The following is a 20,246-nucleotide window of genomic DNA, read 5'->3' as shown; positions in this document are numbered from 1 at the left end:
CACCATATGTCTTTAACTGTTGCTTAGGACCAGTAAAGCTGGCATAAATACTTGAAGACATAAGCCCTATATCCCATTCGTATACGTCTTTAGAACTATTTTTTGATAGACTCTCTTTCATATAATGTACTTCACCACATGTTTCCGATAGCGCTTTATTACCTTTTTCTGATAAAACAATGGTGAAATGTAAGACTTACCGCTATGTAAAACAGCTATGAAAAAGGAACGTTTGTTCTTGTTAATTTTATCAAACCTCATTATTATTGTCTAGACTATTTTTAAGTAAAATAATTATTTTCTAACTTTTCTTTCTTTTTAACTTTTTTTCTCATACAATAATGATACAGACAAGCAAAGGGGGAATTTTCATATGGTTGCTTTTTTTATTGATTTTGCAATTGTCGCTGCCCTCGTCATCGGAATTACAGCATTGATTGGTGTCATTACGAATGGCATCGGTGAAAAGCTATTTGGTGGGAAAGAGAAAATGAAATTTGTTGATAAAAGTGCGGAAGTACAATCTGGATGGAAGCAAGTTGGCGGCAAAGGGATTTATAAAAAACGAACATACTAAAAAGAAGCAGGAAATTCCCTGCTTCTTTTTAAATTATTTTCCGACAGATGCCCACTTGAAGCTTAAATCTCCGCCATAATTATGCTTATAAATATCTTTAACTGTTCCTCTTTGTAAATAAGCCGTGCTACGTTGATATACAGGAGCAATTGCTGCATCATCCATAAGGATTTTTTCTGCTTCAAGTAAACTATTCCAGCGCGCTTGTACATCGCTACCGTCAGTCTTCGCTTTCATAATAATTTCATCGTATTTCGGATTAGAGTATTTCATTTTATTTTGCGTGCCATCTGTTATAAACATATCAAGGTAAGTTACTGGATCTGGGAAGTCTGGACTCCATAAAGCAAATGTCATTTCATAATCTCCACTTTCTTCAAGTTTAAGCTTTTGCGCAAATGGCTGCTGCTTAATTTTCAATGTAAAACCAGGTAAGTTCTTTTCTAACTCTCCTTTTAAGTACTCCCCTGTTCTCTTAGATAAATCTACATCTTCATTTAATAGCTCAATCTCAATCTTATCTTTTCCTAATTCTTTTTTACCAGCTTCCCAATATTTCTTCGCTTCTTTCGCGTTCGCTTTTACTAACTCCCCATTTTCAGCTCGGAAGTCTTTTTTATTTGGCCCTGTAATAAATTTGCTTGGAATTAATCCTGTTGCTTCAGTAGAGCCATTGTTTAAAATCGTCTCAACAAGTGGTTTACGTTCAAAGGCAAGAGAAATTGCTTTACGTATGTTTTTATTTGCTAAAGCTTCATTTTTCTGATTGAAACGAAGATAGGATACAGTAGCTTCATTTGCCGTTTTAAAATCTTTATCCCCTTTATATTTATCAACAAACTCAGATCTTAAGTTAGCACGGTCTATCGCTTTTGTATCATATAAGTTAATCGCTGTTGCCATGTCTTTTACAATATTAAAGTTCACTTCGTCTAGCTTCACTGTTTTATTGTCCCAGTATGATGGGTTTTTCTTAATTTGGAAACTTCTTTCATGCTTCCAGTCACTTAATACAAATGGTCCATTATATAATGTTGTGTTTGCCTCTAGACCAAACTTGTCCCCTTGCTCTTTCGCATACTTTTCATTTACAGGATAAAACAGTGGATAAATCATTAAGTTTTCAAAGTACGGAACTGGATGCTCTAATTCTACTTCTAATGTATAATCATCAATGGCCTTTACACCTAATTGATCTGGTGTCATTTCTTTTTTATTAATTTTCTGTGCGTTTTTAACATCAAACATAATATATGCTGATAATGCTGCTTTATCTGGATTAATTGCTCGTTGCCAAGCATATACAAAGTCTTTCGCTGTTACAGGATCTCCATTTGACCACTTCGCATCTTCGCGTAATTTAAAAGTATACTTTTTCCCGTCTGCTGATTTTTCACTTGATTTCGCTACACCTGGAATGAGTTTATCCCCTTTATCAAGGCGGTATAGCCCTTCCATCGTATTATTCATCACTTGCGATGATACTTGATCAGCTGATAACGCTGTGTCCATCGTTGGAATTTCTTGTGTTTCAGTTAAATTTATAACTTGTTTCACATTATTATTGCCGCTTTCCCCTTTTGCTTTCGCTTGCGACTCATCTTTTTGATAACTACATGCTCCTAAAACCATGCTCATCGCTAATGTCGACGCTACTAAAACTGGTACTTTTTTCTTCATCCTTCCATCCCCCTAAAAAAAATGTTAGCCCTTTCATTTTCAAACAGAAAGAAATATTTATATGTTCTAATAATTCATATTATACATATAAATATATTATTTGTATATTTGTTTTTCTATCTTATTAAAATTTTCTGTTAACATAATATTTTCTGTAAAGGGCTTATATTACTTATTTTCCTGCCTGAAATACTGAATATACCTGTTTTTATAATCGTCTAAATTATCAGAGTATAATTAATTTTATATCACATAATATCTTTTGTATAATTATTCCCTTCTAATATGCACCATTTTGATCTTTCAACATATAAGTCACAGCTTTGAAAATAAAAGAAGATCTCCACTCCTTTTCTCCTTTTGTTTTCACGCGGCATGGGGCGAAAAAAGGGGATGACCGCTTCTACGCATGAGCGGACGCTCTCTCCCAACCAAAAAAAGGATTTTTATTGATTTTTCAATTTGTACTTATATATGTCCTATTTTTTCGAAATATATATTTATCATTTCAACCGAGAAGACCCCCTCCTCTAAATGAAGTGAAGGTGGGGGTAGTTCAATAACCAAGCTGCAAAATGAATGCAAGTGTTGCTGAAGTGTGTTAAGATACATTTTGTTTCAAAAAGGATATCGGTAAAGTGGGGGATGATATGACAGTGACTACGTCCAAAAAAGGGCAGGGAGAAAAATTAAATTTATTTTTCTTAACATGGCCCATTTTTTTAGAGGTTTTTCTTTTTATGTTAATGGGGATTGCTGATACTTTTATGCTAAGTGCACTATCAGATGACGCGGTATCAGGTGTTGGGGCAGCGAATCAATACCTTCATATCGCAATATTAGTACTAGAAGTAATCGGAAACGGGGCCGCAATTGTTGTTTCTCAATACCTTGGTTCTAAACGATATATGGAAGCATCAAAAATATCAGCTTTAGCGGTAACATTAAACTTAGGAGTCGGGCTCATCATAAGCGCCGGTTTTCTTTTATTTTCGAAAAATATGATGATGACGATGAATTTACAAGGTGACGTATTAACTTACGCACAAAATTATTTATCAATTGTTGGAGGAGCAATCTTTCTTCAAGCCATTATTAATTCACTGGCTGCTATTATTCGTGTTCATGGATTTACAAAACAAGCAATGTTGATTTCATTAGGAATGAACATTTTTCATATTGCTGGAAACTATGTACTTATTTTCGGGAAATTCGGTTTTCCAGAAATGGGCGTTCAAGGTGCTGCTATATCATCATCTTTCAGCCGTTTAATCGCACTCATTGTCTTCTTCTGGTTACTATACCGCGTCATGGAATATCGCGTGAAGTTGAACTACTACATTACCTTATCAAAAGAATATATCGGCAAGATTTTAAAGATTGGTATTCCATCGGCTTTTGAACAAGTTATGTACCAAGCATGTCAAATTGTCTTTTTATATTATGCGACATACTTAGGAGCAGAATCATTAGCTGCAAGACAGTATGCAACAAATATTTCAATGTTTACTTACTTATTCGCTATCGCCATCGGAATGGGAACAGCGATCATTGTTGGGCGTTTAGTCGGTGGAAATGAGAAAGACGAAGCATATGTACGTGTATGGAAAAGTGTAAAGTGGGCCATTGGTGTTACGTTATGTATGGTCATTCTCGTCATAACATTTCGCACGCAGTTAATGGGGTTATTTACAGATAATCCTCATGTCATCGCTTTAGGCGCAACCGTTCTTTTATTAAGCATTCTACTAGAAACAGGCCGAACGATGAATATTGTCATCATTAATTCCTTGCGGGCTGCTGGTGATGCAAAATATCCAGTTTTAATTGGCGCATTCTCAATGGTATTAATGAGTTTACCACTTGGCTACTTTTTTGTATTTTATTTGCACATGGGACTGCCCGGCATTTGGTTAGCCATTGCGATTGATGAATGGACACCTGCCATCATTATGTTCTTCCGCTGGAAAAGCAGAGCATGGGAAAATTATGCCCTTGTTAAACCGGAGACTTCTGAAGAATCAGCTCCTGTTCAAGCTTAATATTAATGTTGATATTCAGAAAAAACAGGTTGGAGAAAGCCTTCTCCAACCTGTTTTTGTGCTGTTCTTTATCGGAACGCCAATATATTTTGAGGAACGGTCGATATATTTGGACTTGCGCCGATAAAATTTCATTTACTATTTTTCTATCCCCCACTCTATTGCTGAAATCTCTACTCCAGCTTTTCCTTCTCTCCTTTTGTTTTCACTCGGCATGGGGCGAAAAAAGGACCTGACCGCTTCTATGCTTGGGCGAATCCTCTCTCCCATCCAATAAGAAAAGGTTTATATCAGTTTTCTTATTGGTATGTATATAAAAAAGAAGCGACCTCTCCAGCCGCTTCTTTTCTATTATTGATAGATTTCTTTATATTTCTTGTATTCTGCTTCTGAACAAAGAACAAAATGTCCAGGGCGAATTTCTCGCATAGTAGGCGTTTCATTACCATATTGATGCTGAGATGGATCATATACGATACGCTTACGATTGCGTTCATAATCCGGATCTGGAAGCGGAATTGCTGATAATAGTGATTTTGTATACGGATGAATTGGATTCTCGTATAGCTCATCACTGCTTGTTAATTCAACAATTTGTCCACGGTACATAACACCAATGCGATCACTGATGTATTTTACCATCGATAAATCATGGGCAATGAATAAATATGTTAAGCCTTTTTCTCTTTGCAGTTGTTTCAGTAAGTTTACAACTTGCGCCTGAATGGATACGTCAAGTGCTGAAATTGGTTCATCCGCAATAATAAATTCCGGTTCTACCGCAAGTGCACGAGCAATTCCGATACGTTGACGTTGTCCACCAGAGAACTCATGCGGGAAACGATTGGCATGCTCTTTATTTAACCCAACTGTGTTCAATAATTCATGCACACGATCCATACGTTCTTTTTTGCTTTTTGCTAAACCGTGAATATCAATGCCTTCTGCAATAATATCCCCAACTGTCATACGAGGATTTAATGATGCGTATGGATCTTGGAAAATCATTTGCATTTTACGATTAAATTTCTTTAATTCTGCTCGTGATTTCTTACCATGTACATTTTCACCGTCGAACAGCACTTCTCCAGCAGTTGCATCATATAACCTGATAATCGTTCTTCCAGTTGTTGATTTTCCGCAACCAGATTCCCCTACAAGTCCAAATGTTTCTCCGCGGTAAATATCAAATGAAATGTCGTTGACCGCTTTTACAACACCACCACTAACGTTGAAGTGCTGCTTTACATTTTTTACTTCAATTAATTTTTCACGTTGATTAGTCATGTTGTTCACCTGCTTTCATTTGAAGAATTCGTTTTTGAACGACTTCTGGCGGTTGTACTTCTGGTGCTTGCTCATGAAGTAACCATGTTGCCGCATAATGTGTATCACTAACTTTAAAGAATGGTGGTTCCATTTCAAAGTCAATTTTTAGTGCCTGTGGGTTACGTGGTGCAAATGCATCCCCTTTTGGCGGTTTTAATAAATCTGGAGGTGTTCCAGGAATTGCATATAACTCCGCTTCTGAGCCATCTAAACTTGGCATAGATGCGATTAATCCCCATGTATACGGGTGTTTTGGGTTGTAGAAAATTTCATCAACCGTACCAATTTCAACGACTTTACCTGCATACATAACAGCAACTCTGTCCGCAACGTTTGCTACTACACCTAAATCATGCGTAATGAAAATAATCGCCGCTTCTGTTTTCTGTTGAATGTCCTTCATAAGCTCTAAAATTTGTGCTTGAATTGTAACGTCAAGTGCTGTTGTCGGCTCATCCGCAATCAATAGTTTCGGATTACAAGCTAATGCCATCGCAATAACAACACGCTGTCTCATACCACCAGAGAATTGGTGTGGGTATTGTTTTAAACGCGCTTCTGGATTTGGAATTCCAACAAGATCAAGCAGTTCTAACGCAACTTTACGCGCATCCGCTTTGCTCATCCCTTGGTGTTTAATAAGACCTTCCATAATTTGATTACCGATTGTCATCGTTGGATTTAGTGATGTCATCGGATCTTGGAAAATCATTGCAATCTCTTTCCCGCGTACTTGCTGCATTTCTTTTTCCGTTAATTTTGTTAAGTCACGACCATCAAAGACAATTTCTCCATTTTTAATACGTCCTGGAGGATTTGGGATGAGTCCCATTAGCGCTTTCGAAGTAACTGATTTCCCAGAACCAGATTCTCCTACAATCGCTAATGTTTCTCCCTTTTTCAAATCAAATGTAACTCCGCGAACAGCTTGTACTTCACCAGCATGTGTATCAAAGGAGACTTGTAAATCTTTTACCTCTAACAATGTTTTCATTTTCACTTCTCCTCCCTCGTTTACTTACGCATTTTTGGATCTAACGCATCGCGTAATCCATCTGCCATTAAGTTAAATGCTAAAATTAACATACTGATGACAACCGCAGGGATGAACATCATATGTGGATATGTTTGAATTGACTTATATCCATCATTTACAAGAGAACCAAGTGATGCAGTTGGCGGCTGAATACCAAGACCAATGAAGCTTAAGAATGCTTCACCAAACACCGCTGTAGGAATTGTAAACATTGTCATAACGATAATTGGTCCCATTACGTTCGGAATTAAGTGCTTCACAATTAATTGTGTGTTTGTTGCACCTAATGTACGAGATGCTAATACATACTCTTGGTTTTTTAATTTTAATACTTGTCCACGTACAATCCGCGACATTCCAATCCAACCTGTAATTGCCATCGCGAATGTAATTGATAAAATACCTGGATCCATAATAATTACCATTAAGATTACAATGATTAAATATGGAATACCGTTAATAATTTCCATAACACGTTGCATAATGTTATCCACTCGTCCACCATAGAACGCTGAAATACCTCCGTATGCAACCCCAATTACTAGGTCAATTGCCGCTGCTAAAAGAGCGATATATAATGATACGCGTGTTCCTTCCCATGTTCTTGTCCAAAGGTCACGTCCAAGATCATCTGTACCGAACCAGAAATACTCTTTAATATCACGTTTCTCATATTGATCAACACCATATTGATCTGTACCATCAAATGGTAACCAATGAATATTTTCTATCACTGGAATTTTCGGCGGCATTTTTGCACGTCCTAAATCTTGGTCTTTATAGGAATGTTTACTTACCATCGGTCCAAAAATTGCTAAAAGCGCAATGATGACAAGCAATACAAAACCAAACATTGCTCCTTTATGTTTAAACAAACGTCTTCTTACATCTTGCCAAAACGTTAAGCTTGGTCGGGCAATGACTTCATTATCAACATTGCTTTGATTGGCTGGTTGAAATAAATCTGGAGATAATTTTTGTACGTCTTTCATCATTTTTTCCCTCCCGCTAAACGAATACGAGGATCAATTATTCCGTATAAAATATCAACAATGAAAATTACTAAAATAAAGATTGCACTATAAAAAATTGTCGTTCCCATAATAACCGTATAATCATTCAATTGAATCGATTTAACGAATTGCTCCCCAAGTCCAGGTACAGCATAGATTTGCTCAATAACAAGCGTCCCTGTAATTAATCCCGCAACCATTGGTCCTAAAATTGTAACAACCGGAATCAATGCATTACGAAGTGCATGTTTTATAATAATGACACCTTGACTAATTCCTTTTGCTTTTGCTGTTAAAATATAATCTGCTTGCATTACTTCGATTAACTCCGCACGAGCGAAACGTGCAATTGTCGCAGTAACTGCCATCGATAAAGCAACCGTTGGCATGACTGTAAATTCAGGACCTTTCCAGAATGCAACTGGGAACCAACCAAGTTTTACCCCTACAAAATATTGTAGTAACGCTGCGAATACGAAGGATGGTACCGACATTCCGAGTACAGAAATAATGGTTGCCCCGTAATCCACCCATGTATTATTACGAAGTGCTGCGATAATCCCTAAAATTAGACCTATAAATGTTCCTAATACGATCGCCTGGAAACCAAGCTGTGCTGATGGTCCAATACGATCAACAATCATATCCGTTACAGGACGGTTATCGTACTGGAATGATACTCCTAAATCACCTTTTACTAAGTTCCCTAAGTAGCGCGCATATTGCACTGGCACCGGATCATTCAAACCATATTTTTCTAAAATGATTTCTTTCTGCGCCGGAGATAATTTCTCTTGGTTTTTAAGCGGAGAACCCGGCAGTAATTTCATTAAAAAGAATGTCAGCGTAGTGATTAAAAATAACGTCAAAGCCATGTACACGAAACGTTTTAATGCATAACGTCCCATAATCAAGCACCTCCCCATTTTTCTCAAAAGCAATAAGATAGTTTGAAATATTCTTACTTTTATTTTTTTAAATAAGAGCATATGCCCATCATAGGCATATACCCTTATTCATGATGGAAACCATTTTTATTTTTTGACTTCAACCCATTTGTAGCTAAATTCGCCACCATATTTATGTTCTAGCAACCCTGTAATAGAGCTGCGTTGTAAATATGCTTTTCCTGGTTGATATACTGGAGCAATTGCTGCATCATCCAACAATTGTTTTTCAGCTTTCAACAGTGCATCCCAACGAGATTGTACATCTGTCTCTACTTTTGCCTTCTTAATTAATTCGTCATATGCTGGATTTGCATAGTTGACTTTGTTTTGCGGATTTCCTGTTGTATACATATCTAGGAATGCCATCGGATCCATATAATCTGGGGCCCATCCTGCATACGACATTGCATATTCTCCACTTGCTTCAAGTTTTAATTTTTGTGCAAATGGCTGCATTTTCATTGAAATTGTTAAGCCTGGTAAATTCTTTTCAAATTGCCCTTTTAAATACTCACCGATTTTCTTAGCATCATCTGTATCAAAGTTCAGCAACTCTAAATCTACTTTATCAACACCAAGTTCTTTTTTACCTGCTTCCCAATATTTTTGAGCCTCTTTTATATCTTCTTTGATCAGATTTCCATTTTCTTCACGGAAGTCTTTTCCATTTGGTCCTTTCGCTAAACTTTTCGGAACAAAACCGTACATCCCCTGTGAACCATCGTTTAAAATAACTTTCCCGATATTTTCACGTTCAAAGGCCATTGATATTGCTTTACGGATGTTCTTATTCGCTAAGAACTTGTTCTTTTCGTTTAAACGAATAAACTGTGTAGAAGGTTTCTTAATTGTCTTGAAATCAGAATCTTTTTTGTATTTATCTACAAATTCTGATGTCAATACGACACGATCAATTGCATTTGTTTCATATAAATTTATTGCAGTTGAACGATCCTTTAGAATATTGAAGTTTACTTCTTCCAGCTTCACTACTTTATTGTCCCAATACGTCTCATTTTTCTTAAGCTGGAAACTTTGTTCATGTTTCCACTCATTTAAGACGAACGGACCGTTATAGAGCGTCGTATTAGATTCTAATCCAAATTTATCCCCTTGTTCTTTTACGAACTTTTCATTTAATGGATAGAATGTTGGATATACCGTTAAGCTAACAAAGTAAGGAACAGGGTTGTCTAATTCCACTTCTAGTGTGTGATCATCAATTGCTTTTACGCCAAGTTCTTCAACTGGCAACTCTTTTTTATTAATTTTTTCTGCATTCTTTACATCGAATAATATGTAAGCAAATTTTGCACCTGTATTTGAATCGACAGCTCGTCTCCAAGAATATACAAAGTCTTTAGCTGTTACAGGTTCCCCATTAGACCACTTCGCATCATCACGTAATTTAAATACGTACTTCTTACCATCTTCCGTTTTCTCATAAGACTTTGCCACACCTGGAACGAGTTTATCGTCTTTTCCAAGGCGATATAATCCTTCCATTGTGTTATTCATTATGTTAGAAGATGCCGCATCTGTTGATAATGTTGTATCCATTGTCGGAATTTCAGCAGCTTCAGGTAAATTTAGTACTTGTTTGCCTGAAGCACTGCCTTCTTTCGTACTCGCTTTCGTATCTTCTTGCTGATAACTACAAGCACCAAGCATACTGACCGTCAATGTCGATGCAAGTATTAGTGGTATCTTTTTCTTCATATTGTACTACCTCCCCTAATTGCACCTCCTGTACCCCCACTTACTAAAAAGCAGAATTGAAAGAATAATCTCCAAGTTTCTACAATTTTCATTATACATATAATGTGACGATTGTGAATATAGTTTTTTGTTTTTTTGTTAAAATTTTTAATAAAATGTTTATTTTTTTTATTTTTTGTAAATGAGGCACTTAACATTGCTCCCATCATATTGAAAGAAAATACAAAATTGCGTATAATTTTCAAATAATTATCCCTAGTACTCATTATAACTTTTATAGTATAATAATTCTAGTAATATTTTGACGGAGGGGAACATTTTGAATAGACTTTATTCTCACACTTGTATATTAATATTGTTAGCTATAATCGTTTCTAGCATTGGTGCATTCCTATTTTCAGCTCAATTTTTGTTGAATTTTGTCAATATCATGTTTTACATTGCATTATTTTTTGTTATTTTAGGAGGTTTTTTATTTCTATTTCAAAGTGGATTTTTCAACATAACAATGTACGCTTTCCAAAAAGTATTTGGAACAAATAAAAAGGTAGAATCTTTAATTGAAGAAGAAGAATCAGCAATAGATAAAAAAGAAAGAATATATAAAACGTATTCTTTCACATGGACATACCCCATCTGCATTACAGGTGTTCTTTTAGGCCTCATCTCTACGATCATTAGCTTTACTATTTTGATGTAGTTTGCAAACGTTTTTCCATATGATATAATTACTTGCAAAACATTTTGTTATAAAAAGCGCAAGTGGCTCGCTCAGAATGCGAGGGGGATGGAGCTCCTGACGTAGAGGCGCTTTTTGCCTCGCTGGAAGGCGCGAAGCCACCGAGTATTCTTGCCACTGGAGCTGGATTACTCAAAAAGCGCAAGTGGCTCGCTCAGCTGTTAAAAACAGAGCTATATTATAATAAATTCATATGCATGCGATGAGAAAGAAGAGTACATATTGCAGCAATTTCAGAGAGCTTGTGGTTGGTGAGAACAAGTAATTGTACAGTATGGAATGGGCTTTTGAGCACCAAACCGAAACAACTTAGGAGTAGGCTTTGGCGTTATATCCAGGCGTTATAATGGATAAAAGAGATTTCACTATTTGTGAAATAATTAGGGTGGTACCGCGGTCCATTCGTCCCTAGATCATTTGGGATGAATGGGCTTTTTTGTATTTAAAAGCGGAAGCGTCTTGCTTAGAATGTGAGGGGGATGGAGCTCCTGATGTAGAGGCGTTTTTTGCCTCGCAGGAAGGCGCGAAGCCACCGATCATTCTTGCCGCTGGAGCTGGATTATATAAAAAGCGCAAGCGGCTCGCATTGACCTACTTCCCCCACTCTTCAACAATACATACAAATTTCAAGGAGGCATTATTATGTCAGTTATTTTTTCTGGTATTCAGCCAAGCGGAACAATTACGCTTGGAAACTATTTAGGAGCAATGAAACAATTTACAGAATTACAAAACGAACATGATTGTTATTTCTGCATTGTAAACCAGCATGCGATTACAGTTCCTCAAGATTCTGTACAACTTCGTAAAAACATCCGCAGCCTTGCTGCGCTATATGTAGCTTGTGGTATTGATCCTGAAAAATCTACTTTATTTGTACAATCAGAGGTATCTGCGCACGCTCAACTCGGATGGATTATGCAATCTATCGCATATGTTGGAGAATTAGAACGTATGACGCAATATAAAGATAAATCATCTGGTAGAGAATCTGTTCCAGCTGGATTACTTACGTATCCACCATTAATGGCAGCTGACATCTTACTTTACAACACTGAGATTGTGCCAGTTGGCGACGACCAAAAACAACATATGGAATTAACTCGCGATTTAGCAGAGCGTTTCAATAAACGCTTCCGTGAAATTTTCACAATTCCAGAGATTCGCATTCCAAAAGTAGGAGCTCGTGTTATGTCATTAACAGAACCTACGAAAAAAATGAGCAAATCTGATCCAAATCCAAAATCAATGATTAGTATGCTTGATGAGCCAAAAACAATCGAAAAGAAAATTAAAAGTGCAGTAACTGATTCTGACGGTATCGTAAAATACGACAAAGAAAACAAACCTGGTATTTCCAACTTATTAACAATCTACTCTTCATTCTCAGGTAAAACAATTGAAGAACTAGAAGCTTACTATGAAGGAAAAGGATACGGCGACTTTAAAGGTGATTTAGCACAAGTAGTCGTAGAAGCAATTCGTCCAATTCAAGAAAAATATAACGAACTAATTAACTCCCCTGAATTAGATGAAATTCTTGACAAAGGTGCTGAAAAAGCAAACCGCGTTGCAATGAAACAACTACGTAAAGTTGAAAATGCAATGGGATTAAGCAGAAAACGTAGGTAATGAAAAAAGCGGAAGTGGCTCGCTTAGAATGTGAGGGGGATGGAGCTCCTGACGTAGAGGCACTTTTTGACTCGTAGGAAGACGCGAAGCCACCCATCATTCTTGCCGCTGGAGCTGGATTATACAAAAAGCGGAGGTGGATCATTCAGCTCTGACGGGCTAAGGTTTTTTCGCATAGAAGGCGTTCTTTTCCTTCTTATGCGGAAGGTTCTTAGACACGAAGAGCTTGCCACCGGAGCTGGATAAAATTAAAAAACCGCCAATTTGGCGGTTTTTTAATTTACCTTTTGTTCATTTTCCATTTCCCATAACTTTTCAAAGAATGGTTGCCCTTTTACAAGGCGTTCACATAGCTGTTCATGCTTTTTTGACCAACCATATTTCGCTTCCTCATAAAGGCGCTCCCAGACGTCTTCAAATTTCATATGTTGAACAGTCCCATATGCAGATGGATCCCATTCTGTATACCAATAGCGAATTTCAGCTGGATTTTTCGTTGTATGTAGTTGATCTAGCGCCATAAAAAGCAATTGTTTTAATTGTCGTTCTTTACGAGTTAAGCCATTCATAATATATGGCGATGGTGATAAAATATGATGCTCTTTTTGTGATTCTTCCACTTGAAACTCATACTTTTCTGCTTGGACATTTTCCACCATCTCATATACCATCTGCTCTTGACGAGGAATAAGCCTACTTTTTCGAATCGGTACATTGTACCCAATTGAATCCACTGCAATAATTCCTTTTCCATCTGTAACAACAAAACAATACTCTTGTTGCAAACGCTCATGATTTTTACGAATATACGCCTTATGATGTACGTCTTCCAATAGTTTTTGCGGAAGTTCCAATAATTCGTTCTCGATGTAATGATATAATGTAGAATCTACTTTTAATAATGGCACTTGATCTAATAATTCGATCGTATCATCCTTCCGCCATTCGTAAAAATGACAAACGTTATACCCATTTTCTTCACCTTCAAACCAATTTACCCACACATCATGTAGATATAACATTTTCTACCCCTCACTTCACTACTGTTTGTACATCTCATTATGTTCATTTTTTGTGAAATTTATTCCATCCAAGGGAATATATTCTACTTATTATTTCTTCACTACTTCTCACTTCCATTTTCATCATGCAAAAAAACTTGGCAGCGCCAAGTTTTTTATATTTATCACCTATTAAGAGGTAAAAGTATTTGCTTTATTTAATATACATATGGCATCCATGGACAATAAAGAAAGCGTGTTATCTTTCTCAAATTCCACACAATCTTTTACAATATGAAATCCAACGCCATATCCAAGCATCTTCGGGTACATTTGCATTCCATTTAGTACGCAGTCATGCTCCCTTGTTCCTCTCTTCATATCCTGTTTCTTTTTTACAACCTTCTCCCAATAATGAACCGCTTCCTCTTTTGTATAGTACGATGTCCACGGTGCATAACTTTTTTCTGAGTGCCTTTCATACACCGCTTGCTCTGCAAGCCCCTCCATTATCATTGTATCAAGTAATGTATAATCCTTTTCTTTCTTTTCAATTTGATGTAACCGACATATGTGATGATATTCATGGGTAAGCAATGCTTTTAATTCCTTCACTGTATTCCGTCCACAGACAAACAGGAAAATCACATGACGCATTGTTAAGCCAGCTTTTCCGTTATATTCCGCTTGTACCGTGCGATTATATGAATCTGATAACAAAATAAAGATAGGGACATCTGGCCCTTGTAACCAGTGCTTTAGTTCCTCATACTCCTCAGAAAGCTCTTTCCAAATCTGCTTTTCCTCTAGTCGCTCAATTTCTTTTTGTCCTTCCATCACTGGACGATACATACCTTTAGAAATTAAAAAACGGTACAACCTCTCCTTTGGTAATGGAATGTATTTTGTAAACTTCTCACAAAGCTTTTCTGGACGCCCATAATAAAGGTGCAGCCAATCTGCCGTTTGAATAACCCCCATCTTCACTCCTCCCTTTTCTTCTATATATATGCAAGAAAAGGAGCGAACGCGAAGTGATAAAATGAAACTTTTGATTGGCTTTACTTTGTTTCTGATTGCGTTACTTCATCTTTCCCGCATGCGCCCAAAAAGATTAGTAGTAAAGTCATGATGCCGAAACAAATCCCCTTCATTTTTACTACAATTATTTATAAGCTTTAAATACCAACACTACGTTATGACCACCGAACCCTAGTTATGGCTATGAAATCAAAAGCTGACCCGCTCTCACTTTCTACTTTTGTTTTTACATGGTATGGAGCGAAAACAGGCACTGACCGCTTCTACACATGATCGGACGCTCTCTTCCATCCAAAAAAGGGTGTTTTAAGAAGTAGCTCTCCTTTGCTACTTCCCAAAACACCCTTTTACTACATTATTTATAAGCTTTAAATACTAACACTGCGTTATGACCACCGAACCCTAATGAGTTACTTAAAACAGTGCGTACTTCTTGATGTCTCGCTTTGTTTGGTACGTAATCTAAATCACATTCTGGATCTGGTGTTTCATAGTTAATTGTTGGCGGAATCACGCCATCTGTAATAGATTTAACAGAGAAAATCGCCTCAACAGCGCCTGCTGCTCCTAATAAATGACCAGTCATTGATTTTGTAGAGCTAATCGCTACTTTATATGCATGTTCACCAAATGCTTCTTTAATTGCCATCGTTTCGTATTTCTCATTCGCATCTGTACTTGTACCATGCGCATTAATATAATCGATATCCTCAGGCTGAAGACCCGCATCTGCTAATGCTTGACGTATCGCACGAACACCGCCCTCACCGCCAGGAGCAGGCATTGTAATATGGAACGCATCACCTGTTGCACCATATCCGACAAGTTCAGCATAAATACGTGCACCTCGTGCTAACGCATGCTCCAACTCTTCTAGTATAAGAATACCAGCTCCTTCTCCCATTACAAATCCACTACGATTTTTATCAAATGGACGACAAGCAGTTGCTGGATCCTCATTAAATGTTAATGCTTTCGCTGAACTAAATCCTGCAAATGCCATACTTGTTAACGGCGCCTCTGCACCGCCTGTAATCATTGCATCTGCATCACCGCGCTGAATGACTTTAAATGCGTCACCAATTGAGTTTGCCCCAGATGCACAAGCTGTCACAGAACAAGTATTAATTCCTTTTGCACCTGTAGCAATTGAGACTTGACCCGCAGCCATATCAGGAATCATCATTGGTATCAAAAATGGACTTACACGGCGCGGGCCTTTTTCCGTAAAGATTTTAAATTGCTCTTCATACGTTTCCATGCCACCAATACCAGAACCTATCCATACACCAATACGCGGTGCATTTTCTTCTGTAATGTCCAACTTTGCATCTTCAACTGCCATTTTCGCTGCTGCTACCGCATATTGTGTGAAGCGATCCATACGGCGCGCTTCTTTTTTCTCAATATATTTTTCAGCTTCAAAGTCGTTAATTTCCGCTGCTACTTTTGCTGGAAATTGTTCCGGATCTAAGCGTGTAAGCCGTCCGATTCCAGATACACCATTTTTAATGTTTTCCCAAGCTGTTTCTACATCTGTTCCGATCGGCGTAACAGCTCCTAGTCCTGTAATTACGACACGCTTCTTTTCCATACAAAATACACTCCTTTTTTTCTCTCAGTCCTTATTTGCCCCAACGAAGAGCGACTGCTCCCCATGTTAATCCGCCACCAAAGCCGACTAATATAATTAAATCACCGTCTTGAATACGTCCATTTTGCAATTCCTCTACCATCGCAATTGGAATTGAAGAAGCTGACGTATTCCCAAACTTTTCAATTGTTGTACTCATTTTTTCTTGTGGCAAACCTAATCGTTCCCTTGCCGATTCCATAATACGAATATTTGCTTGATGCGGAACTAAAAAGTCCACATCTTCTTTCGTAAGACCTGCTTTTTCTACAACACGAAGACAAGAATCACCAAGTTGACGAACAGCGAATTTAAAGACTTCTCTGCCATTCATCATAACATATTCATCTTGATAAAGGTGCTTGCCACCACTTCCATCTGCGCCTAATTCAAATGAAAGGATACCCTTTCCTTCTGAAACAGCTCCCATTACAACAGCACCTGCTCCGTCTCCAAATAACACTGCCGTATTGCGGTCGTTCCAATCTACAATTTTAGATAATTTATCACTACCAACTACTAATACGTTTTTATAAGTTCCAGTTTGAATAAATTGCTGCGCTGTAATCATTCCGTACATAAAGCCCGCACATGCTGCACCTAAATCCATTGCTGCTGCATGTTTCGCACCAATTTGTTCTTGAATTACACAAGCAACGGCTGGAAAAGAGCGATCTGGCGTTACTGTTGCAACTAAAATAAGGTCAATTTCTTCTCCACTAATCCCTGCATTTTCAATAGCTTTCTTGGCAGCTTCTACCGCCATATATGAAGTATCTATTGTATCATCGGCAATGCGTCTCTCTGCAATTCCCGTTCTCGTACGAATCCACTCATCAGATGTATCCATGATTTTCTCTAAGTCGTGATTTGTGACTACTTTTTCTGGCACATATCTTCCGATCCCTAAAATGCCTACGTTCACATCGCAGCCCTCCGTTTTATATCAATTATTATGACTTGGTACTAATTCTAAAACATAAATGTTTATTTGTCTAGAATATATTTCTAAGTAAAAAAATAAAGCCGACATATTGTCGACCTTATCTCATAGTAGAACCAAAAGCAAACTACCTATATATCCCGCTCTTTTCCAATTGAACTCCCCCCTCCTTCACTTTGCTTAGAAGAGGGAGTCTTCTCGGTTAAAATGACAAAAATACTTCCGTATCTGCTTTTACTTGGCGTGGGGCAGAAAAAGGCTCTGACCGTTTCTATGCATGGCTAGATGCTCTCTTCCTCCAAAAAAAGGGTTTTATGTCTAGTTCACCTTATTTTCCCGCTTTTCCAAGCTCATATGCTTCGTTCATTACTTTCATTAACAACTCTAGTACTGGCTGCGCTTTTTCCATATCAAGTGCAATCCCATTATCATCCAAAATGGCCTTTGCTTCCGGCAGATGTTTCATAGCGATTTGTAAAAACTGCATATTTTTTTCATTCATATTTCTTCATCCTTTCCATAAAAGGAGCACTAATCTCCTTACTTCTACACTATATAAATTCCTTTTGATTTTTCAACATATAAGTCGGTGCTACAAAAACAAAAGGTGACTTGCACTCGTGTTCTCTCTTTGTTTTTAACTTGGTATGGGGTATGGCTTCTATGCATGGGCGGATGCTCTCTCCCACCTAAAAAAGAAAGGTTTTATATCGGTTTTTCAATTTGTATTTATATTGATTTTCCAACATACAAACCACGGCTATGAAAATAAACGGAGATTTTCACTCGTTTTCTCCTTTTGTTTTCACTTGGCATGGGGCCAAAAAAGGACCTGACCGCTTCTATGCATGGGCGGATACTCTCTCCCACCTAAAAAAAAGGTTTTATATTGGTTTTTCAATTTATATTTGTATAGTTTAACATATGTTGTGTTCTTCGTATAACTCTTTATATCGTTTTAAATGTGTCAATTGCTTATTTAAACCGAATTCTAACGGCGTGTTTTTCACAATACAAACACTCTTTATCTCTTCTCCTTTTACTTCTTTAACAGTTTTTTTTACTTTATGCTCGGCATTTAAAAGGATAATTCCTTTTTCCCATAGATTTTCTTTACCACTGATCATATTATATACACCTAAATTTTCTATGTTTTTGCCTTTTTCCCATAAATATTCACACACATCTTCTACATAAAGAAGATCCGCTCCATTTTCATTTTGAAGAAGCTCATATTCCTTTTCCATAAGTTCAGAAAGAATAAGCCTGTGGTACGTCATAAAGGAAGGCTGCCATGGGCCATATAAAGTTGGAACACGAAGTATACTATAACGAATATTCCCCTTCTCCACTTCTTCTTCTACTTTCATAAATAATCGTTTATTTTCAGATTGATCTTGCACATTTGCTATTTCAATAGAAGAAAGTACATTTAGCTTCACTTGTTTTCTTTCGCACATATGAATGACACGCTTTAAATATTGTAAAATGATTCGTTCATTTCGAAATCCGCTTTGCCTGTTCGGTTCACATAAACAAAAGTAAGCCGCATCAAATTGATCGGTTTCTACTGTCTTCCATCCGCTCTCATCTCTTATAGACGAATACATAAACAAATCATTCCGCCCAATTAAAAATAACTTTTCTTCACTTACTTTTGACATACTTTCCAGATCAGCAAAATCAAGGCCATATACTTCTACTTCTTCCGCAAGCATTTTATTTACAAGATGATAGCCTACAAACGAAAGTGCTCCTATAATTAGTACGCGCTTCATGTCACCAACCCTTTCTCCCTCTAAACAAATAGCTCCTCATTTATGTATATTGGAGCTTCATAAATCTTCTTCATATTTTTTAAAGAAATGACATGTATGTTGAACCATCTTATATTTTACATGTTGCAAATGAAACGATAGTGAGGTCTCACAATTTTTATTTATCCGCTTTTTTTCATATTCACGTAACAATTGCTTGCGCGCTTTTTGTTCTTGTGTGGATACAAATATTTTTACAGGCACACAAGAAGGTAAATAAGAAAAAGACTTCTTAGCAATTTCCGCTTCTAACTGAGCTTCCTTCACATCATACGCAAGCAATAACTCTCTCACTAACCTTTTATAGAAAAATTTATGCTCTTTTTCAAATTCCACATGTGCAGGCAAATCTAGGCATGGAGTAAGCATCACTGCAGATCGAATACATTCTGGGTATCGATTCATCATTTCAAGAGCCACAAGAGCCCCCATTCCATCTGCAATGATATGAATTTGTTCGTTTAGTGTTTCTTTTTTCATAACAACATGATACAAACGCTTCGCTAAACGAACCGATTGATCATTCCCCCAATGTCTCCCGTATAAATTAGATGAAAAAACGGTATATCCATTTTCTATCAACCCATTTAAAAAATGAGCGCGCCCCGCATGCTGCGTCCATAAACTTGTACCATTCTCAATAAAATAATTGTAATCACCAAGAAGCATGACACCAAATCCATTGGGCCTCTCTGGCAAATAAATCACACATGGTTCTTGTTCTAAGTAAAAAAAACGTTCCGTAACACTCATCATTCTCCCGCCTTATTTTCTAAACATAAAAACTACTCCTTTATAATGTATGAAAGGAATACAATTTTGCTTTGAAAAATCTACAAATATTTTTTCTATATTCTTTTTTCAATTGTGTTACAATAAGGACAGATTGAACGAATAGGGGTGTGAAAAGATGCGTGTAATTTGGGCCTTTATTTGGTCGTTTATGCTTGTACATATGATGAGCTACGTAATTAGCTCTATGACTGGCGGTGTATACGATTTCGCGCTAGCGTCTAAATTCTCAATTGTTCTTGCTGTGCTTGTAATGGCAATTGCAGCAGCAATTCCAAACGAACCAGTAGAACAACACTAAT

Annotated in this window: 19 protein-coding genes and 1 other annotated feature; of the genes, 5 read left to right on the top strand and 14 right to left on the bottom strand. The window is 37.2% G+C overall.

Going from position 1 to position 20,246, the window contains the following annotated elements; translation table 11 throughout:
• Window positions 1–373: 373 nt before the first annotated feature.
• Window positions 374–577, top strand: coding sequence for a hypothetical protein (locus tag C564_RS0100185; RefSeq protein WP_000225326.1), 204 nt, complete (start codon window positions 374–376; stop codon window positions 575–577).
• Between the two features lie 33 nt (window positions 578–610).
• Here the strand turns inward: C564_RS0100185 and C564_RS0100180 are convergent, their stop codons facing one another.
• Window positions 611–2,257, bottom strand: coding sequence for a peptide ABC transporter substrate-binding protein (locus tag C564_RS0100180; protein ID WP_018764009.1), 1,647 nt, complete (start codon window positions 2,255–2,257; stop codon window positions 611–613).
• Between the two features lie 650 nt (window positions 2,258–2,907).
• Here C564_RS0100180 and C564_RS0100175 point away from each other — a divergent pair.
• Window positions 2,908–4,299, top strand: a complete 1,392-nt coding sequence (locus C564_RS0100175; protein WP_018764008.1) for an MATE family efflux transporter — start codon at window positions 2,908–2,910, stop codon at window positions 4,297–4,299.
• 351 nt (window positions 4,300–4,650) lie between these two features.
• On the opposite strand, the gene C564_RS0100170 is transcribed toward C564_RS0100175, so the two are convergent.
• The 6 genes from C564_RS0100170 to C564_RS38360 form a co-directional block, all read right to left on the bottom strand.
• Window positions 4,651–5,586 (bottom strand): ABC transporter ATP-binding protein, encoded by a 936-nt coding sequence (locus C564_RS0100170; protein WP_017152841.1) that lies wholly within the window; start codon window positions 5,584–5,586, stop codon window positions 4,651–4,653.
• The gene (locus C564_RS0100165) at window positions 5,579–6,622 is read right to left on the bottom strand and encodes an ABC transporter ATP-binding protein (protein ID WP_018764007.1); all 1,044 of its coding nucleotides are present in this window, start codon (window positions 6,620–6,622) and stop codon (window positions 5,579–5,581) included. The genes C564_RS0100170 and C564_RS0100165 overlap by 8 nt, the downstream gene beginning before the upstream one ends.
• Before the next feature lie 20 nt (window positions 6,623–6,642).
• Window positions 6,643–7,659 carry an oligopeptide ABC transporter permease gene (gene opp3C, locus C564_RS0100160; protein ID WP_018764006.1) on the bottom strand — a complete coding sequence of 339 codons (1,017 nt, stop codon included), beginning with the start codon at window positions 7,657–7,659 and terminating at the stop codon, window positions 6,643–6,645.
• A complete protein-coding gene (gene opp3b, locus C564_RS0100155; RefSeq protein ID WP_003195920.1) occupies window positions 7,656–8,585 on the bottom strand; it encodes an oligopeptide ABC transporter permease in 930 nt (309 codons plus the stop codon). The genes opp3C and opp3b overlap by 4 nt, the downstream gene beginning before the upstream one ends.
• Before the next feature lie 126 nt (window positions 8,586–8,711).
• The gene (locus C564_RS0100150) at window positions 8,712–10,346 is read right to left on the bottom strand and encodes a peptide ABC transporter substrate-binding protein (RefSeq protein ID WP_018764005.1); all 1,635 of its coding nucleotides are present in this window, start codon (window positions 10,344–10,346) and stop codon (window positions 8,712–8,714) included.
• Window positions 10,343–10,555 (bottom strand): hypothetical protein, encoded by a 213-nt coding sequence (locus C564_RS38360; protein ID WP_026008405.1) that lies wholly within the window; start codon window positions 10,553–10,555, stop codon window positions 10,343–10,345. Before C564_RS38360 ends, C564_RS0100150 begins: the two co-directional genes overlap by 4 nt.
• Before the next feature lie 155 nt (window positions 10,556–10,710).
• On the opposite strand from C564_RS38360, the gene C564_RS0100140 reads away from it, so the two are divergent.
• Together C564_RS0100140 and trpS are read left to right on the top strand one after the other, a co-directional pair.
• Complete coding sequence (locus C564_RS0100140) at window positions 10,711–11,046, top strand: DUF3899 domain-containing protein (RefSeq protein ID WP_371388987.1); 336 nt, start codon at window positions 10,711–10,713, stop codon at window positions 11,044–11,046.
• Between the two features lie 232 nt (window positions 11,047–11,278).
• Window positions 11,279–11,498, top strand: a binding site (T-box leader).
• 229 nt (window positions 11,499–11,727) lie between these two features.
• Window positions 11,728–12,717 carry a tryptophan--tRNA ligase gene (gene trpS, locus C564_RS0100130; RefSeq protein ID WP_018764002.1) on the top strand — a complete coding sequence of 330 codons (990 nt, stop codon included), beginning with the start codon at window positions 11,728–11,730 and terminating at the stop codon, window positions 12,715–12,717.
• Between the two features lie 275 nt (window positions 12,718–12,992).
• On the opposite strand, the gene C564_RS0100125 is transcribed toward trpS, so the two are convergent.
• From C564_RS0100125 to C564_RS0100095, 7 genes are all read right to left on the bottom strand, one after another.
• On the bottom strand, window positions 12,993–13,739 hold the full coding sequence (locus tag C564_RS0100125; protein WP_003206164.1) for a YjbA family protein: 747 nt from the start codon (window positions 13,737–13,739) through the stop codon (window positions 12,993–12,995).
• Window positions 13,740–13,910: 171 nt separating this feature from the next.
• Window positions 13,911–14,699, bottom strand: a complete 789-nt coding sequence (locus tag C564_RS0100120; protein WP_018764001.1) for a DUF2268 domain-containing protein — start codon at window positions 14,697–14,699, stop codon at window positions 13,911–13,913.
• A gap of 415 nt (window positions 14,700–15,114) precedes the next feature.
• On the bottom strand, window positions 15,115–16,353 hold the full coding sequence (gene fabF / locus C564_RS0100115) for a beta-ketoacyl-ACP synthase II (RefSeq protein ID WP_003195912.1): 1,239 nt from the start codon (window positions 16,351–16,353) through the stop codon (window positions 15,115–15,117).
• 31 nt (window positions 16,354–16,384) lie between these two features.
• Window positions 16,385–17,317, bottom strand: coding sequence for a beta-ketoacyl-ACP synthase III (gene fabH, locus C564_RS0100110; protein WP_018764000.1), 933 nt, complete (start codon window positions 17,315–17,317; stop codon window positions 16,385–16,387).
• A 346-nt stretch (window positions 17,318–17,663) separates the two neighbouring features.
• Entirely contained in the window at window positions 17,664–17,837 is a 174-nt protein-coding gene (locus C564_RS0100105; RefSeq protein WP_003195910.1) for a ComZ family protein, read from the bottom strand.
• A gap of 415 nt (window positions 17,838–18,252) precedes the next feature.
• A complete protein-coding gene (locus tag C564_RS0100100) occupies window positions 18,253–19,113 on the bottom strand; it encodes an NAD-dependent epimerase/dehydratase family protein (RefSeq protein ID WP_018763999.1) in 861 nt (286 codons plus the stop codon).
• A 57-nt stretch (window positions 19,114–19,170) separates the two neighbouring features.
• Window positions 19,171–19,905 carry a hydrolase gene (locus tag C564_RS0100095; RefSeq protein WP_018763998.1) on the bottom strand — a complete coding sequence of 245 codons (735 nt, stop codon included), beginning with the start codon at window positions 19,903–19,905 and terminating at the stop codon, window positions 19,171–19,173.
• Between the two features lie 157 nt (window positions 19,906–20,062).
• Here C564_RS0100095 and C564_RS0100090 point away from each other — a divergent pair, with 157 nt between their 5' ends.
• Window positions 20,063–20,245, top strand: a complete 183-nt coding sequence (locus tag C564_RS0100090) for a YjzD family protein (protein ID WP_016113766.1) — start codon at window positions 20,063–20,065, stop codon at window positions 20,243–20,245.
• Window position 20,246: the final 1 nt, after the last annotated feature.

Origin of the sequence: Bacillus sp. 105MF, from assembly GCF_000374885.1 — a bacterium.
GTDB classification, from domain to species: domain Bacteria; phylum Bacillota; class Bacilli; order Bacillales; family Bacillaceae_G; genus Bacillus_A; species Bacillus_A pseudomycoides.
The sequence above is the reverse complement of the archived record's forward strand: the minus strand, read 5'-3'. Positions and strand labels throughout refer to the sequence as shown.

Bases quoted from the DNA above. Each gene is read 5' to 3' on its own strand.
- opp3b (WP_003195920.1), bottom strand. From the start codon at position 8,585: ATGGGACGTTATGCATTAAAACGTTTCGTGTACATGGCTTTGACGTTA.
- C564_RS0100095 (WP_018763998.1), bottom strand. From the start codon at position 19,905: ATGAGTGTTACGGAACGTTTTTTTTACTTAGAACAAGAACCATGTGTG.
- trpS (WP_018764002.1), top strand. From the start codon at position 11,728: ATGTCAGTTATTTTTTCTGGTATTCAGCCAAGCGGAACAATTACGCTT.
- C564_RS0100125 (WP_003206164.1), bottom strand. From the start codon at position 13,739: ATGTTATATCTACATGATGTGTGGGTAAATTGGTTTGAAGGTGAAGAA.
- C564_RS0100105 (WP_003195910.1), bottom strand. From the start codon at position 17,837: ATGAATGAAAAAAATATGCAGTTTTTACAAATCGCTATGAAACATCTG.
- C564_RS0100185 (WP_000225326.1), top strand. From the start codon at position 374: ATGGTTGCTTTTTTTATTGATTTTGCAATTGTCGCTGCCCTCGTCATC.
- C564_RS0100100 (WP_018763999.1), bottom strand. From the start codon at position 19,113: ATGAAGCGCGTACTAATTATAGGAGCACTTTCGTTTGTAGGCTATCAT.
- C564_RS38360 (WP_026008405.1), bottom strand. From the start codon at position 10,555: ATGATGGGAGCAATGTTAAGTGCCTCATTTACAAAAAATAAAAAAAAT.
- fabF (WP_003195912.1), bottom strand. From the start codon at position 16,353: ATGGAAAAGAAGCGTGTCGTAATTACAGGACTAGGAGCTGTTACGCCG.
- C564_RS0100165 (WP_018764007.1), bottom strand. From the start codon at position 6,622: ATGAAAACATTGTTAGAGGTAAAAGATTTACAAGTCTCCTTTGATACA.
- C564_RS0100170 (WP_017152841.1), bottom strand. From the start codon at position 5,586: ATGACTAATCAACGTGAAAAATTAATTGAAGTAAAAAATGTAAAGCAG.
- C564_RS0100180 (WP_018764009.1), bottom strand. From the start codon at position 2,257: ATGAAGAAAAAAGTACCAGTTTTAGTAGCGTCGACATTAGCGATGAGC.
- opp3C (WP_018764006.1), bottom strand. From the start codon at position 7,659: ATGATGAAAGACGTACAAAAATTATCTCCAGATTTATTTCAACCAGCC.
- C564_RS0100150 (WP_018764005.1), bottom strand. From the start codon at position 10,346: ATGAAGAAAAAGATACCACTAATACTTGCATCGACATTGACGGTCAGT.
- C564_RS0100090 (WP_016113766.1), top strand. From the start codon at position 20,063: ATGCGTGTAATTTGGGCCTTTATTTGGTCGTTTATGCTTGTACATATG.
- C564_RS0100175 (WP_018764008.1), top strand. From the start codon at position 2,908: ATGACAGTGACTACGTCCAAAAAAGGGCAGGGAGAAAAATTAAATTTA.
- C564_RS0100120 (WP_018764001.1), bottom strand. From the start codon at position 14,699: ATGGGGGTTATTCAAACGGCAGATTGGCTGCACCTTTATTATGGGCGT.